Raw genomic sequence first — 13,720 nt, forward strand, 5'->3', positions numbered from 1 at the left:
GGAAACAACCGGCCCTCTTTGTTTTGCGGCATATGTCAGGTCGTCTGACCAATCCACTAAGACCGGCGGAGACAACCGCTCGGCCAGCAAAAACGTACTGTAAAGGAAAACAACGCCACATGGCTAACGCATCCATGGAGGAATTCGAAGCCCTCCTTAATGAAAGCTTCGAAATGGACACACCTGAAGAGGGTTCTGTTGTCAAAGGCAAGGTTCTGGCTATCGAAGCCGGCCAAGCCATCATCGACGTAGGCTACAAAATGGAAGGCCGCGTTGATCTGAAAGAATTCGCAAATCCCGGCGAAGCCCCTGAAATCGCTGTAGGTGACGAGGTAGAAGTCTACCTGCGCGCCGCAGAAAACGCCCGTGGCGAAGCCGTCATCTCGCGCGAGATGGCCCGCCGTGAAGAGGCATGGGACCGTCTGGAAAAAGCATATGCCGACGACCAGCGCGTCGAAGGTGCTATCTTTGGTCGCGTCAAAGGTGGCTTCACCGTCGATCTGGGTGGCGCAGTTGCGTTCCTGCCCGGCTCGCAGGTTGATGTTCGCCCCGTGCGTGACGCTGGCCCGCTGATGGGTCTGAAGCAGCCATTCCAGATTCTGAAAATGGACCGTCGTCGTGGCAACATCGTTGTTTCGCGCCGCGCAATCCTGGAAGAATCGCGTGCCGAACAGCGTGCCGAAGTTATCGGCAACCTGTCCGAAGGTCAGACCGTCGAGGGTGTTGTCAAGAACATCACCGAATACGGTGCATTCGTTGACTTGGGCGGCGTCGACGGCCTGCTGCACGTCACCGACATGGCATGGCGTCGTGTGAACCACCCGTCCGAGATCCTGACGATCGGCGAAACCATCAAGGTTCAGGTCATCAAGATCAACAAAGAGACCCACCGCATCAGCCTGGGCATGAAGCAGCTGCAAGAAGATCCGTGGGATCTGGTTGCTGCGAAATACCCGCTGGGCTCGGTTCATCAGGGTCGCGTCACCAACATCACCGACTACGGCGCGTTCGTCGAGCTGGAAGCCGGTGTCGAAGGTCTGGTGCACGTGTCCGAGATGTCCTGGACCAAGAAAAACGTCCACCCCGGCAAGATCGTTTCGACCAGCCAGGAAGTCGACGTCATGGTTCTGGAAATCGACGGTGCCAAGCGTCGCGTGTCTCTGGGCCTGAAGCAGACCATGCGCAACCCGTGGGAAGTGTTTGCAGAAACACACCCCGAGGGCACCGAGGTCGAAGGCGAAGTCAAGAACATCACCGAATTCGGTCTGTTCATTGGTCTCGAAGGCGACATCGACGGCATGGTACACCTGTCCGACCTGTCTTGGGACGAGCGCGGTGAAGACGCGATCCAGAACTACCGCAAAGGCGACATGGTTTCGGCCGTCGTTTCGGAAGTTGACGTCGAAAAAGAGCGTATCTCTCTGTCGATCAAAGCCCTGGGCGGTGACAAGTTCGCCGAAGCCGTGGGCGGCGTGAAGCGTGGCTCGGTCATCACCGTTGAAGTTACCGCAATCGAAGATGGCGGTATCGAGGTCGAGTATGAAGGCATGAAATCCTTCATCCGCCGTTCGGACCTGTCGCGTGACCGTGCCGAGCAGCGCCCCGAGCGTTTCAACACTGGCGACAAGGTCGACGTCCGCGTCACCAACGTCGACAGCAAGACCCGCCGTCTGGGCCTGTCGATCAAAGCACGCGAGATCGCAGAAGAGAAAGAGGCCGTGGAACAGTACGGTTCTTCCGACTCGGGCGCATCGCTGGGCGACATTCTGGGTGCAGCGCTGAAGTCCGGCGACTAAGCCCCGGTCATCAGCCAAAACCTAATTCACGGCCTCGCGCATATGCGCGGGGCCGTTTTTGTTGCGAATCAATATGTTCCAAAATTTGCGATCAGTTTGCGCATCACGCTCTCAATTCGAGCCCATTTCCTGTAAACCAGCAAAAAATCGTGTGAGTTTTAAGCAAAATTAAGGCTTTGCGCCCAGAGTCAACATTCCCCCAATCCGGGTTTCTTTCTATACTGCCCAGATTAGTAGACATGGTTAACCGGTCGCCTGGGAGGGTAGCGCACATGATCCGTTCAGAACTGATTCAGAAAATTGCCGACGAAAATCCGCATCTCTTTCAGCGTGATGTTGAGCGTATCGTGAATACCGTGTTCGAAGAAGTTACGGATGCCATGGCGCGTGGCGATCGTGTTGAACTGCGCGGATTTGGCGCTTTTTCGGTCAAGCAGCGCGATGCCCGCGTGGGCCGCAATCCCAGAACGGGTGAAACTGTTCAGGTTGAAGAAAAATGTGTTCCATTTTTCAAGACGGGCAAGTTGCTAAGGGATCGTTTGAACGGTAAAGCCTAGGCCATGATGCGCTACCTTCGATATGCTTTTCTGGCGATCCTCGGGATCGTTCTGATTTCGGTTTCTCTTGCCAACCGCGAAACCGTGGAATTGACGCTGATGCCACAGGCCTTTGCCGATCTGCTTGGCTTCAATTTCAGTGCGTCGCTGCCATTGTTCCTTGTGGTTCTGGGCGGCGTGGTTGCCGGCCTTGTCATTGGTTTCCTGTGGGAATGGCTGCGTGAGCACAAGCACCGCCGCGATGCAACTGCCAAGACAAGCGAAGTCCGCAAGCTTGAGCGTGAGGTCAAAAAGCTCAAGAAAAAGCAGAACGAAGGTAAAGACGAAGTTCTTGCGCTGCTGGACGAAGCCAGCTGAGGCCATCTGATGCCGGATATTTCCGTTAAAATCTGCGGCCTGACCGCACCTGATCACGTGCGCGCCGCGGCCGAGGCCGGGGCACGGTACCTTGGGTTCAATTTTTTCCTGAAGTCCCCCCGCTATGTCTCGCCCGCGCAAGCGGCCGCGTTAATGCAGGCCGTGCCGGTTGGGGTGGCTAAAGTGGCCTTGGTGGTGAACGCTTCGGACGAGGAACTGGACAGTATCACCGGGGCGGCCCCGTTTGATATGTTGCAGTTGCACGGGTCCGAAAGCGTTGACCGTGTGCGTGAAGTCAAAGCGCGCTATGGTTTGCCTGTGATTAAGGTGATCGGGGTAGCCGATGCCGAAGATTTGGCCGCAATCGACGAATACGGCGACGTTGCCGATCAGCTTTTGATTGACGCCAAGCCGCCCAAGAATGCGGTCTTGCCAGGCGGCAATGGGATGGCCTTTGATTGGCGGTTGTTGGCCGGACGCAAGTATTGGCGCAAACCGTGGATGCTGGCAGGTGGTCTGAACCCGGACAACGTGGCCGAAGCGATCCGCATGACGGGCGCGCGTCAGGTTGATGTGGCCTCCGGCGTGGAAAGCGCGCCGGGTGTCAAGGACCCTGCCCTGATCAGCGCGTTCATCAAGGCCGCTCAATAGCGCCGCTCTGGGTGTCGCGACGTACGTTTTGCCATGGCAAATCCCGCAGCTACCTCCTATGAACAACGGGTACGACGATGGAGACAGCCATGGCCAACGATCTTTTCAATTCCTTTATGTCCGGCCCCGACGAACAGGGACGTTTCGGCATATTCGGAGGGCGATTTGTCAGCGAGACGCTGATGCCTCTGATCCTGTCGCTGGAAGAGGAATATGAGAAGGCCAAGGATGATCCGACCTTCTGGGCCGAGATGGACGATTTGTGGGCCAACTATGTGGGTCGACCCTCGCCGCTGTATTTCGCGGAACGTCTGACGCAGCATCTGGGCGGAGCCAAGATTTACCTGAAACGTGATGAGCTGAACCATACTGGCGCGCATAAGATCAACAACGTGCTGGGTCAGATCATTCTGGCGCGGCGCATGGGCAAGACCCGGATCATCGCCGAAACCGGGGCAGGGCAGCACGGCGTCGCCACCGCCACTGTCTGCGCCAAATTCGGCCTGAAATGCGTGGTCTATATGGGCGCGCATGACGTACAGCGTCAGGCGCCAAACGTGTTCCGTATGCGCCTGCTGGGCGCCGAGGTGATTCCGGTGACCTCGGGCCGCGGCACCCTGAAGGACGCGATGAATGACGCGCTGCGCGACTGGGTGACCAATGTGCGAGACACGTTCTATTGCATCGGCACCGTGGCCGGGCCGCACCCGTATCCGGCGATGGTGCGAGATTTCCAGTCGATCATCGGCAAGGAAGCCAAAGAGCAGATGCACAAGGCTGAGGGTCGTTTGCCCGACACGATCATCGCCGCCATCGGCGGTGGATCGAACGCGATGGGGCTGTTCTATCCGTTCCTTGACGACAAATCCGTCAACATCATTGGTGTTGAGGCTGGTGGTAAAGGCGTCAATGAAAAAATGGAACATTGCGCGTCGCTGACCGGCGGTCGCCCCGGCGTGCTGCATGGCAACCGCACCTATCTGCTGCAGGATGAAGACGGGCAGATTCTTGAGGGCTATTCGATTTCGGCTGGATTGGATTACCCCGGTATTGGGCCGGAACATTCGTGGTTGAATGACATTGGCCGCGCCAACTATGTCTCTATCACCGATAAAGAGGCGTTGGAAGCGTTCCAACTGTGCTGCGCGACCGAAGGGATTATTCCGGCGCTTGAACCCAGCCACGCGCTTGCCCATGTGATGAAGATTGCGCCGGAACTACCCAAAGATCACCTGATCTGCATGAACATGTGCGGACGCGGCGACAAGGATGTACAGACCGTGGCCAAGTATCTGAATTTCGATATGTCGGATACCGAAGGACGCACGGCAGATTAACCTTTTAGTTCGACTAAGAAACGGCGCGCCATTTGGCAGCGCCGTTTTTGAATCCGGAGCTCGTATAGGTGGGGCGGGAGATCCTTGCCTGACCCGTTAGTCTAGTGCCGCCTTCTCCTGTAAGACGCGTAGCGGCACAACGTCCAACGCCCTTTGATGTGTTGCTTCAAGATGCACCATGGGCGCGCAACCTTCGTCATAGGCTTGGAGGAACCGCCCGGCGCACAGGCACCAGCTATCGCCCGGTTTGAGACCCGCAAAGTCGAACTCGGGGCGTGGCGTGCTCAGGTCGTTTCCAACATATTTCGAATACGCGAGAAACTCGGCCGTCATGACTGCGCAAACAGTGTGGCTGCCCTGATCCTCGGGGCAGGTGTTGCACGCCCCGTCCCGGAAAAAACCGGTCAGGGGATCGCGCGAGCAGGGAGCCAGAACACCCCCCAGCACATTTATGCTGTCCTGCTTCTGCATGACGCCATCTTACAGGCTTTGCGCAATTTTGCGGAACATTTCGATATTTTCTTCGTTCACGCCCGCCTCGCGAAAGTTGCGGTCTGCCCCGGTTGAAACGATCAGAACATCGCGGGCTTGGTCGAAATAGATATATTGGCCGTAAACACCACGCGCCAGAAACTCTCCCTCATGCGCGCCGACCGGAATCCACCATTGATAGCCATATCCGATTTTCCCTGCCTCAGTCGGTGCGCTGGGCGCGACCGCTTCGGCGATCCATTCGGCAGGGATAAGTTGCTGACCATTATGTGACCCATTCTGCAAAACAACCTGCCCAAATCGGGCAAAGTCGCGGGTGGTGAAATTCAACCCACCCAACACGAACGCGACCCCAGCGCCGTCCGTCACGTAATAGCCATCCTGCTCCAGCCCGAGCGGTTGCAAGATCCGAACCGTCAGCAATTCAGCAACGCTGCGTCCGGTGGCGCCACGGATCACCATTCCGATGACATGCGTATCAATCGAGACATACTGCCAGGTTTCCCCGGGTGTGGTGAAGCTGTCCTGAAGCGAGGCTGCAAAGTCGTCCAGCTCGCCACCCAGCGCAAGCACCCGGCCCATCCGGTTAATGTCGGAATCGTAATCCAGATAGTCCTCGTTGAACGTCACGCCGCTGGCCATGTTCAACACATTGCGTATCGTGGCACCGTCATAGGCCGAGCCTTCCAAGTCCGGTGCGTATTTTGTGACCGGGTCATCAAGCGAGTCGATCGCACCTTCGGCCAGAAGGATACCCAACAGGGAAGAGAGATAGCTTTTAGCGACCGACCACGAAATGCGCCGATCATCCGGCCCGGTGTCCAAATAATATTCCTCGAACCGGATCTGCCCATCCTGCATCACTAGCAAAGATGTTACGGTGCGGTCCTCGATCCAGCCGTCGGTGCCTTCGGGCAAATCGAAGCCCGGCCCGTAAGGCAGCTCCCAAGTTGGGCCGTCCCCACGTGGCAAGTCCACCTTTAGAAAGGCTTCGTCCATATGAGAGAAATTGTGGACGATCTTGTCCTCAGCGAACAAGGAGTTGACGGCCATAAGGCGTTGGATTTCTTCGCGTTTCCAGAAGCCAACAACAGCCGCGGCCAGCACTAGCATCAAAACGATGCGCAGCACCCATTTCAAAAAGGTTCTCATCCATTTCCTCCCATATTCGGGTGGTATTGGAACGCGATTGGGTGGGATCCGCAAATGGTACGTTGCGGCAATGTCAGTGTGTCTATTTGAATTTGTCCAACAGCCGTTGCATGGCCGATCGGTCGTCGCGTGTCGGCTGTGAATCTGGTTGTGAAATCGGCTTTGCAGTCGGCTTGGCAGGCTCAGAGGGGGACTTTGAAGACCGTGGTGGGGCTGTGCGCAAGGCGACAGCGTTCATGAACTTGCCGCCCTCTCCGTCAGCCAGATGTCCAGCACCGTCGGACACACCACGCAGGACGTCATCCAACCAGTCGCTGTCGGCCTTGGCGAAGTCACCCAAAACATAAGGTGAGACCATTTCCTTGCGCCCGGGATGACCGATCCCCAGTCGCACCCGGTCATAAGCCGGGCTGATATGTTCGTGGATCGAGCGCAGCCCATTATGGCCAGCATGCCCTCCACCTGCTTTGACCCGAACTTTGCCTGGCGCAAGGTCCAGCTCATCATGGAAAACGGTCACGTCGGTCGAGTCGAGCTTGTAAAAGCGCATCGCCTCGCCAACGGACTGGCCCGAACGGTTCATGAAAGTCTGTGGTTTAATCACAAGAACCTTTTCACCGCCCAGCCGCCCTTCGGCAATTTCGGCTTGGAACTTTGATTTCCACGGCCCGAACCCGTGATCATCCGCGATCCTGTCGACAGCCATAAAGCCAATATTATGCCGGTTTCGGGCATATTTTGATCCTGGATTACCCAAGCCGACAAACAGCTTCATTCCCACGTCCTTACTTTGCGCACCGATCTTCAATTGGTAGATGGCATGGATCAGGGGCAGTTTTCCAGCCCGTTCAGACCAAAAGAAAAGACGGGACCCAAGGGCCCCGTCCGGAAAATCTGGAACGTCGTGTCCGGATTTATTCTTCGGCTTCTTCCTTGCCGACGACTTCGACCTCATCAGGTGCCACTTCGCCCTCTTCACCTTCTTCGTCGTCGCTTGCCGACAGGCCAGTCGGTGCCGAGATGTTGGCGATCACGAAGTCACGGTCGATGGTTGGCTTGGTGCCTGCAGGCAGGTCAACCGACGAGATGGTGACAACGTCGTTGATGTTCAGACCGGTCAGATCAACAGTGATCTTCTCGGGAATTTCACCAGCGGTGCACATCAGTTCGACTTCAGGACGGACAACGGTCAGAACGCCGCCCTTCTTGATGCCGGGCGCTTCTTCTTCGTTGACGAACTCAACGGGGATGAACAGCGCGATCTTGGTGGTCCGACGCAGGCGCATCAGGTCCAGATGGGTGGGCAGGTCTTTGACAACGTCACGCTGTACGTCGCGGCAGATGACGCGCACGTCTTCGTGTCCTTCAACCTTCAGGTTCCACAGGGTCGACTTGAACCGGCCCGCTTTCAGGCGCTTGAACAAAACGTTGAACGGGATGTTGATCGGCAGCGGTTCTTTGTCGCCACCAAATACAATGCCCGGAACCATGCCGTCGCGGCGTGCTTGACGAGCGGCGCCCTTGCCTGTCCCCGTCCGTTCCAGAGCTACGAGATCAGGAATCTCACCAGCCATGATATATTCTCCAATGTTAGGGCGGGCATCCTCCAAGGCTGTATGCCCGCGTGAAGCCGCGTCCATAGCTTGATTCACTGCAATTGGAAAGGGCTTTTTGCGGGATCAGGTTTATTGCGAGGCTCTGCCTCGCGCTCCGGGATATCTAAGGCCAGATGAATGAAGGATTCCTGCTTCATCTGGCTAATAATATCCCGGGGGAGTCGCCTAAAGGGCGGCGGGGGCAGAGCCCCCCTAAACCCGATGGTCAGCCTTGCCAGCGACCGCCGAAATCCTCGGGGACCAAAAGGTTGTGGCGGCCCAAGTCGCCAACGTGGCGCTCACCGCACAGCGCCATCGTGGTATCAAGCTCTTTGTGAATGACATCCAGTGCTGTCGTGACGCCTTTTTGTCCCATTGCGCCCAGTCCATAGACAAAGGCGCGGCCGATATAGGTGCCCTTTGCACCCAGAGCCAATGCTTTGAGCACGTCTTGGCCCGAGCGAATGCCGCTGTCCAGGTGAACCTCGACATCTCCACCGACCGCATCAATGATTTCGGGCAAAACGCGGATTGAACTGAGCGCCCCGTCTAACTGGCGTCCACCGTGATTTGACACGACGATGGCGTCGGCCCCCAACTTGGCTGCCATCTTTGCATCCTCGGCGTCCAGTATGCCCTTAAGGATCACTTTGCCGCCCCATTGCTCCATCAGCTTTTCGACTTTTTTCCAGTCAAGGCTGGGGTCAAACTGTTCCGCTGTCCAAGCGCCGAGTGAGGAAGCATCCGACACCCCTTCGGCGTGGCCAACGATATTGCCGAATTCCCGCCGATGCGCGCCCAGCATTTCAATGCCCCACGCCCATTTGGTCATTAGATTGGCGACGGTTTTTGCAGTCAGTTTTGGCGGGGCAGACAGGCCGTTTTTCAGGTCCTTGTGCCGTTGGCCAAGAATTTGCAGGTCCAGAGTGATAACAAGGGCCGAGCAGTTCGCGTCTTTTGCGCGTTGGATCAGGCGTCCGACGTAGTCCTGATCTTTCATTGTATAGAGCTGGAACCAGAATGGTTTTGTCGTGTGTTCGGCCACATCTTCGATCGAGTTGATTGACATGGTGGACAGCGTGAAGGGAACGCCGAATTCTTCGGCGGCTTTGGCAGCCTTCATCTCTCCGTCGGCGTGTTGCATCCCGGTCAATCCGACGGGGGCCAATGCAACCGGCATCGCAACGTCTTGACCAATCATTTGTGATGCGGTCGAGCGCCCGGCCATGTCCACGGCGACGCGTTGGCGCAGGCGGATATCTTCGAAATCCGAACTGTTTTCGCGGAACGTTTGTTCTGTCCAGCTTCCGCTTTCGGCGTAGTCGAAAAACATCCGCGGGACGCGCCGTTCGTAGATCCGTTTAAGGTCTTCTATGTTTGTGATGACTGGCATTTGGCTTTGGCCTTTTGAATTGGTTCTTTTTTCTTACCAATTATTAGGGGGCGCCGCAACGTCGCATGTCTGCGGTCCGTTGCCGCGCCGAAGGAACGCAAAAAAACCGCGGGTGGTATAGGCCAGCCGCGGTTGATCTTATCTTAGGGTTTGTCAGTGTTTTCAGGCCGAATGGGCCCCGTCGGCCAGCGTTTTTACAAAGCTCAGTACGTCGGAAACCGGTTTGCCCGAGGCGATCTGGCTAACGATCGCGGACCCAACCACCGCGCCGTCTGCCACAGAAGCGATCGCGCGGGATTTTTCGGGTGTATTGATTCCAAAGCCGACAATGACAGGCAGATCCGTTGCTGCCTTAATCCGGGCGACCTCGGGGCCGACATTCGTTGCTTGCGCTTCGGCGGCGCCTGTGATCCCCGTGATCGAGACGTAGTATACAAAGCCCGACGTATTTTGCAGAACGCGGGGCAGGCGCTTGTCGTCGGTAGTCGGGGTTGCAAGACGGATAAAGTTCAAACCCGCCGCCTGCGCAGGCAGGCAGAGCTCTTCGTCTTCTTCAGGGGGAAGGTCTACGACGATCAGCCCGTCAATACCCGCAACCTTGGCATCGGCCAAAAACGTGTCGACCCCTCGGCTGTAGATCGGGTTGTAGTACCCCATCAGCACGATGGGGGTCGTATCATCCGTCTCGCGGAAGGCGCGCGCCAGATCCAGAGTTCTTTGCAAGGTCATACCACCGTCCAGGGAACGCTGTCCGGCGGCCTGAATCGTCGGGCCATCGGCCATGGGATCGGTGAATGGCAGGCCAAGTTCGATCACATCGACACCTGCGCCCGGCAGCCCCTTCACGATTTCGAGCGAAGTATCGAAATCAGGGTCTCCGGCCATGATATAGGCGACAAAGGCTTTCTTGTTTTCGGCCTTCAGAGCGGCAAACTTGGCGTCGATACGGGTCATCAGCAGTCCTTGCAAACAGGTTTGAACCTGATGTGCAGAAACTTTGCGCGGAAATCAATCCCGCCGGGCCAGATTGGCTTAGAACCCGTAGTGATATCGCAGGAACAGGGCATTCACACCGGGGTTGAAGCTTTCGGTGCTGGCATTGGACTTGTGCGTTACGGCCAGAGAAATAGCGTTGCCGCTGTCCAAATTGTAACCAACACCCAGAAGGCTGCGAATTTGGAAGCTGCCGCCCAAGTCGTTGTTGTCATTAGATGCGTTGTAATAGCCGGGCAGGACGCTGAGTTCGGCGAACCAGCGGTCCGAGAATGAGTAGACGCCGATCAAACCCGCACCGATATGCGTGTCGCCATCGACATCAACCGTCAGTGCTGCCCCCCAGCCCGCACTGAACCGGGTGGCCTGGTGAAACGGATTGTGCTGGTATTCCAGCGAAAAGATGGCCTGATCCTCGCCATTGCTATCGGAAAAATCAGCGTAGCCTGCTCCGAAGATTACCGATTGAGCGTGTGCTGTAGCCGCTGAAAGTAAGAAAGCAGTGAAAATAAGAAGGAATTTCATAATGCATCTTCGTCAATCTGTTCGCGATAAGTCCGACAATGATTACGTTTGGTCAACAAAATCAAGTCGCGATCAAGACACGCACTTTGACAGGGTTGTGATGTTGCAGTCCGGACTCGAACCAAGTTGAGCGGTTGGGTTGCGCATTTGCCCTTACCTGAATAGAAGACGCCGTCGTATCGCTTCAGGAGGCCGAGATGGGCTTTAAAATGGGAATCGTGGGTCTGCCGAATGTTGGCAAGTCGACCCTGTTCAACGCGCTGACCAAGACTGCCGCGGCGCAGGCGGCGAATTTCCCGTTCTGCACCATCGAGCCGAATGTGGGCGACGTGGCCGTGCCTGATGAGCGTTTGGACAAGCTGGCGGCGATTGCGTCCTCGAAACAAATCATCCCCACGCGAATGACCTTCGTGGACATCGCCGGTCTGGTCAAAGGCGCCTCGAAAGGTGAGGGGCTGGGCAACCAGTTTCTGGCCAATATCCGCGAGACCGACGCGATTGCCCATGTGCTGCGCTGTTTCGAAGACGGCGATGTGACCCATGTGGATGGCCGCGTCGACCCGGTGGCCGATGCCGATACGATCGAGACCGAGCTGATGCTGGCCGATCTGGAAAGCATCGAAAAGCGCCGCGCCAACCTGGTGCGCAAGTTGAAGGGCAACGACAAAGAGGCGGCACAGCAAGATCGCCTGCTGGCCGAGGCGCAGGCGATGCTGGAAAACGGTAAACCCGCGCGTCTGGTCGAGGTCTCGGACGAAGACGCCAAGGCGTGGAAGATGCTGCAACTGCTGACCACCAAGCCGGTGCTCTATGTTTGCAACGTGTCTGAGGAAGAAGCGGCCGAGGGCAACGAATACTCCGCCAAGGTTGCTGAAATGGCCGCCGCGCAGGGCAATTCCCACGTCATCATCAGCGCCAAGATCGAAGAAGAAATAAGCCTGTTGGAAGACGACGAAGCCCAGATGTTCCTTGAGGAAATGGGGCTGGAAGAGCCGGGCCTGGATCGTCTGATCCGCGCCGGTTACGACTTGCTGCACCTGGAAACCTATTTCACCGTCGGCCCGAAAGAGGCCCGCGCCTGGACCATCCGCACTGGCACCGCCGCCCCGCAGGCCGCTGGCGTGATCCATGGTGACTTTGAAAAAGGCTTCATCCGTGCCGAGACCATCGCCTATGACGATTACATCGCCGCCAATGGCGAGCAGGGCGCGAAAGAGGCTGGCAAGATGCGAGCAGAGGGCAAGGGCTACATCGTCAAGGACGGTGACGTGATGCATTTCCTGTTCAATACGTGAAGAAGTGCAATCGTTTCAGTAAATGTGCTATCTGAATCTGAGTTTTCCAAACTTGGTTCTATTCCGATGGGTAACGAAACAGTCGAAGCCAACAAAGCCGTAGTTCAAAGGTACATAGACGACATACAGAACGGCCATTCGCTTGATGCCATATGCGAGGTGTTCGCCGAGGATTTCATCGACCACACGGCAAGTGGTGGTGGTGCCTTTGTCGGGGGTATCGAAGGCTTGAAGCAAGGATATGCAAGCTTCTTAAGGGCCTTCCCTGATTTACATGCCTCGGTCGAAGCGCTGATCGCTGAGGGTGAAAAGGTTGTTGCCTATAAGACGCTGAGGGGAACTCATTCCGACGACTGGTTGGGCGTTCCTGCGACCGGGAGCGAGGTCGAGTTCAAGATTATCAGTATCTATAAAGTCAAGGACGGGAAGCTGTCAGAGTTCTGGGGGCTTCAGGATGAAGTTTCTCTTAGGCAGCAGTTGGAAATCAATCTGAACGGATAGGTCTGGGCGCAGTCACTTGCGGCTGAAAACTGCGTTTGGAACTGGGTTTTGGACAATCAGTCAAGTTACCAGCAAGGATATTCAAAGTTGCGCTTATTCCTGCAAATCGTTCTGTGATATCAGGTTGGCCCGTGACCCGAGATGTTCCCAAATGATAGAAATCCGCGACCTGCAACTCCTCAGCGCCTTGGCGCGGCATCAACACTTTGCCAAAGCCGCCGAGGAATGCGGGATTTCTCAACCTGCATTCTCGATGCGTATCCGCAATCTTGAGGATCGGCTGGGTGTCTCGATCGTTCGGCGGGCCAATCGGTTTCAGGGGCTGACGGAAGAAGGCGAAATGATTGTCCAGCGCGCGCGGCGTATTCTGGATGAAACCAAGGCGCTGGAACAGCAGGTGCAGGCATCCAAGGGTGAGATTACGGGGACGCTGATCCTGGGCGTGATTCCGACCGCGATTGCCTTTACTGGACGCCTGGTCAAACGCTTGCAGCAGGCCCATCCGCGCATCCTGTCGCGGATCGAAACCATGTCGGCGACCGCCATTCAGCATCGTCTGGACGAAGGCAGTCTGGATGCGGGCATCACATATGGCGACAGTATTGGCACCGACCTGCAACAGGTACAGCCCTTGTACGAAGAAACCTATGTACTGCTGGTCCCAGCGCATATGACCGAGGATTCCGGCCCGATCGCATGGGCGCAGGTGGCCGAGTTTCCCCTGAGCCTACTTGAGCCGCAGATGCAGAACCGGCGCATTCTGGATCGCATTTTTGCCGAACAGGGCCTGCACCCGCATGTGGTGGCTGAAACCAGTGGTTTCACCGCCTCGATGGTCATGGCGCGCGAAGGGCTGGCAGCAACGGTTGTTCCCCGCGTGTTGGTGCGGGCTTTGGGTGATCTGAAGGGGACGAAGGTGCTGCCTCTGGTCGATCCAGTGGTCAGCAAACCGATCTGTCTGGCAACCCTCAGCCGTGATCCAGAACTGCCGACGGTCGAGGCGCTGAGGACGGTGGTCGCCTCATTGCGGTGATAATCTGTCGTTATCGTGCGATTAAAATATGCGATTTGACGAT

15 protein-coding genes are annotated in these 13,720 nt (G+C 56.7%); 8 read left to right on the forward strand and 7 right to left on the reverse strand.

The features are described from left to right. Nucleotides 1-119 precede the first annotated feature (119 nt). From rpsA to trpB, 5 genes are all read left to right on the forward strand, one after another. Nucleotides 120-1,796 (forward strand): 30S ribosomal protein S1, encoded by a 1,677-nt coding sequence (rpsA, locus tag GOV88_RS16065; protein ID WP_170462358.1) that lies wholly within the window; start codon nucleotides 120-122, stop codon nucleotides 1,794-1,796. A 272-nt stretch (nucleotides 1,797-2,068) separates the two neighbouring features. Further along, a complete protein-coding gene (gene ihfB, locus GOV88_RS16070; RefSeq protein ID WP_171241064.1) occupies nucleotides 2,069-2,353 on the forward strand; it encodes an integration host factor subunit beta in 285 nt (94 codons plus the stop codon). Nucleotides 2,354-2,359: 6 nt separating this feature from the next. Beyond that, a complete protein-coding gene (locus tag GOV88_RS16075; protein WP_171122323.1) occupies nucleotides 2,360-2,710 on the forward strand; it encodes a lipopolysaccharide assembly protein LapA domain-containing protein in 351 nt (116 codons plus the stop codon). A gap of 9 nt (nucleotides 2,711-2,719) precedes the next feature. After that, nucleotides 2,720-3,361, forward strand: coding sequence for a phosphoribosylanthranilate isomerase (locus tag GOV88_RS16080; protein ID WP_171241065.1), 642 nt, complete (start codon nucleotides 2,720-2,722; stop codon nucleotides 3,359-3,361). 89 nt (nucleotides 3,362-3,450) lie between these two features. After that, nucleotides 3,451-4,698 (forward strand): tryptophan synthase subunit beta, encoded by a 1,248-nt coding sequence (gene trpB / locus GOV88_RS16085; RefSeq protein ID WP_171241066.1) that lies wholly within the window; start codon nucleotides 3,451-3,453, stop codon nucleotides 4,696-4,698. A gap of 96 nt (nucleotides 4,699-4,794) precedes the next feature. On the opposite strand, the gene GOV88_RS16090 is transcribed toward trpB, so the two are convergent. From GOV88_RS16090 to GOV88_RS16120, 7 genes are all read right to left on the reverse strand, one after another. Next, the gene (locus GOV88_RS16090) at nucleotides 4,795-5,169 is read right to left on the reverse strand and encodes a DUF2237 family protein (RefSeq protein ID WP_171121785.1); all 375 of its coding nucleotides are present in this window, start codon (nucleotides 5,167-5,169) and stop codon (nucleotides 4,795-4,797) included. A gap of 9 nt (nucleotides 5,170-5,178) precedes the next feature. After that, complete coding sequence (locus GOV88_RS16095) at nucleotides 5,179-6,342, reverse strand: serine hydrolase (RefSeq protein WP_171241067.1); 1,164 nt, start codon at nucleotides 6,340-6,342, stop codon at nucleotides 5,179-5,181. Between the two features lie 82 nt (nucleotides 6,343-6,424). Further along, the gene (pth, locus tag GOV88_RS16100) at nucleotides 6,425-7,117 is read right to left on the reverse strand and encodes an aminoacyl-tRNA hydrolase (protein WP_171125781.1); all 693 of its coding nucleotides are present in this window, start codon (nucleotides 7,115-7,117) and stop codon (nucleotides 6,425-6,427) included. 139 nt (nucleotides 7,118-7,256) lie between these two features. Then, on the reverse strand, nucleotides 7,257-7,916 hold the full coding sequence (locus tag GOV88_RS16105; protein ID WP_171121788.1) for a 50S ribosomal protein L25/general stress protein Ctc: 660 nt from the start codon (nucleotides 7,914-7,916) through the stop codon (nucleotides 7,257-7,259). 247 nt (nucleotides 7,917-8,163) lie between these two features. Next, nucleotides 8,164-9,330 carry an alpha-hydroxy acid oxidase gene (locus GOV88_RS16110; RefSeq protein ID WP_171241068.1) on the reverse strand — a complete coding sequence of 389 codons (1,167 nt, stop codon included), beginning with the start codon at nucleotides 9,328-9,330 and terminating at the stop codon, nucleotides 8,164-8,166. 162 nt (nucleotides 9,331-9,492) lie between these two features. Continuing rightward, nucleotides 9,493-10,284 (reverse strand): tryptophan synthase subunit alpha, encoded by a 792-nt coding sequence (trpA, locus tag GOV88_RS16115; protein ID WP_171241069.1) that lies wholly within the window; start codon nucleotides 10,282-10,284, stop codon nucleotides 9,493-9,495. Between the two features lie 78 nt (nucleotides 10,285-10,362). After that, a complete protein-coding gene (locus GOV88_RS16120) occupies nucleotides 10,363-10,848 on the reverse strand; it encodes an acyloxyacyl hydrolase (protein ID WP_171121791.1) in 486 nt (161 codons plus the stop codon). 197 nt (nucleotides 10,849-11,045) lie between these two features. Here GOV88_RS16120 and ychF point away from each other — a divergent pair, with 197 nt between their 5' ends. From ychF to GOV88_RS16135, 3 genes are all read left to right on the forward strand, one after another. After that, nucleotides 11,046-12,143, forward strand: a complete 1,098-nt coding sequence (gene ychF, locus GOV88_RS16125) for a redox-regulated ATPase YchF (RefSeq protein ID WP_171121792.1) — start codon at nucleotides 11,046-11,048, stop codon at nucleotides 12,141-12,143. 66 nt (nucleotides 12,144-12,209) lie between these two features. Continuing rightward, entirely contained in the window at nucleotides 12,210-12,644 is a 435-nt protein-coding gene (locus GOV88_RS16130; RefSeq protein WP_171241070.1) for an ester cyclase, read from the forward strand. Between the two features lie 151 nt (nucleotides 12,645-12,795). Beyond that, nucleotides 12,796-13,677 (forward strand): LysR family transcriptional regulator, encoded by an 882-nt coding sequence (locus tag GOV88_RS16135; protein WP_171241071.1) that lies wholly within the window; start codon nucleotides 12,796-12,798, stop codon nucleotides 13,675-13,677. Nucleotides 13,678-13,720: the final 43 nt, after the last annotated feature.

Source organism: Ruegeria sp. HKCCA5491, assembly GCF_013034565.1.
GTDB lineage: Bacteria > Pseudomonadota > Alphaproteobacteria > Rhodobacterales > Rhodobacteraceae > Ruegeria.

Coding starts and splice junctions, on each gene's coding strand:
- rpsA (WP_170462358.1), top strand. CDS start 120: ATGGCTAACGCATCCATGGAGGAATTCGAAGCCCTCCTTAATGAAAGC.
- GOV88_RS16090 (WP_171121785.1), bottom strand. CDS start 5,169: ATGCAGAAGCAGGACAGCATAAATGTGCTGGGGGGTGTTCTGGCTCCC.
- ychF (WP_171121792.1), top strand. CDS start 11,046: ATGGGCTTTAAAATGGGAATCGTGGGTCTGCCGAATGTTGGCAAGTCG.
- GOV88_RS16080 (WP_171241065.1), top strand. CDS start 2,720: ATGCCGGATATTTCCGTTAAAATCTGCGGCCTGACCGCACCTGATCAC.
- GOV88_RS16120 (WP_171121791.1), bottom strand. CDS start 10,848: ATGAAATTCCTTCTTATTTTCACTGCTTTCTTACTTTCAGCGGCTACA.
- GOV88_RS16075 (WP_171122323.1), top strand. CDS start 2,360: ATGCGCTACCTTCGATATGCTTTTCTGGCGATCCTCGGGATCGTTCTG.
- trpA (WP_171241069.1), bottom strand. CDS start 10,284: ATGACCCGTATCGACGCCAAGTTTGCCGCTCTGAAGGCCGAAAACAAG.
- pth (WP_171125781.1), bottom strand. CDS start 7,117: ATGAAGCTGTTTGTCGGCTTGGGTAATCCAGGATCAAAATATGCCCGA.
- GOV88_RS16095 (WP_171241067.1), bottom strand. CDS start 6,342: ATGAGAACCTTTTTGAAATGGGTGCTGCGCATCGTTTTGATGCTAGTG.
- ihfB (WP_171241064.1), top strand. CDS start 2,069: ATGATCCGTTCAGAACTGATTCAGAAAATTGCCGACGAAAATCCGCAT.
- GOV88_RS16110 (WP_171241068.1), bottom strand. CDS start 9,330: ATGCCAGTCATCACAAACATAGAAGACCTTAAACGGATCTACGAACGG.
- GOV88_RS16130 (WP_171241070.1), top strand. CDS start 12,210: ATGGGTAACGAAACAGTCGAAGCCAACAAAGCCGTAGTTCAAAGGTAC.
- GOV88_RS16105 (WP_171121788.1), bottom strand. CDS start 7,916: ATGGCTGGTGAGATTCCTGATCTCGTAGCTCTGGAACGGACGGGGACA.
- GOV88_RS16135 (WP_171241071.1), top strand. CDS start 12,796: ATGATAGAAATCCGCGACCTGCAACTCCTCAGCGCCTTGGCGCGGCAT.
- trpB (WP_171241066.1), top strand. CDS start 3,451: ATGGCCAACGATCTTTTCAATTCCTTTATGTCCGGCCCCGACGAACAG.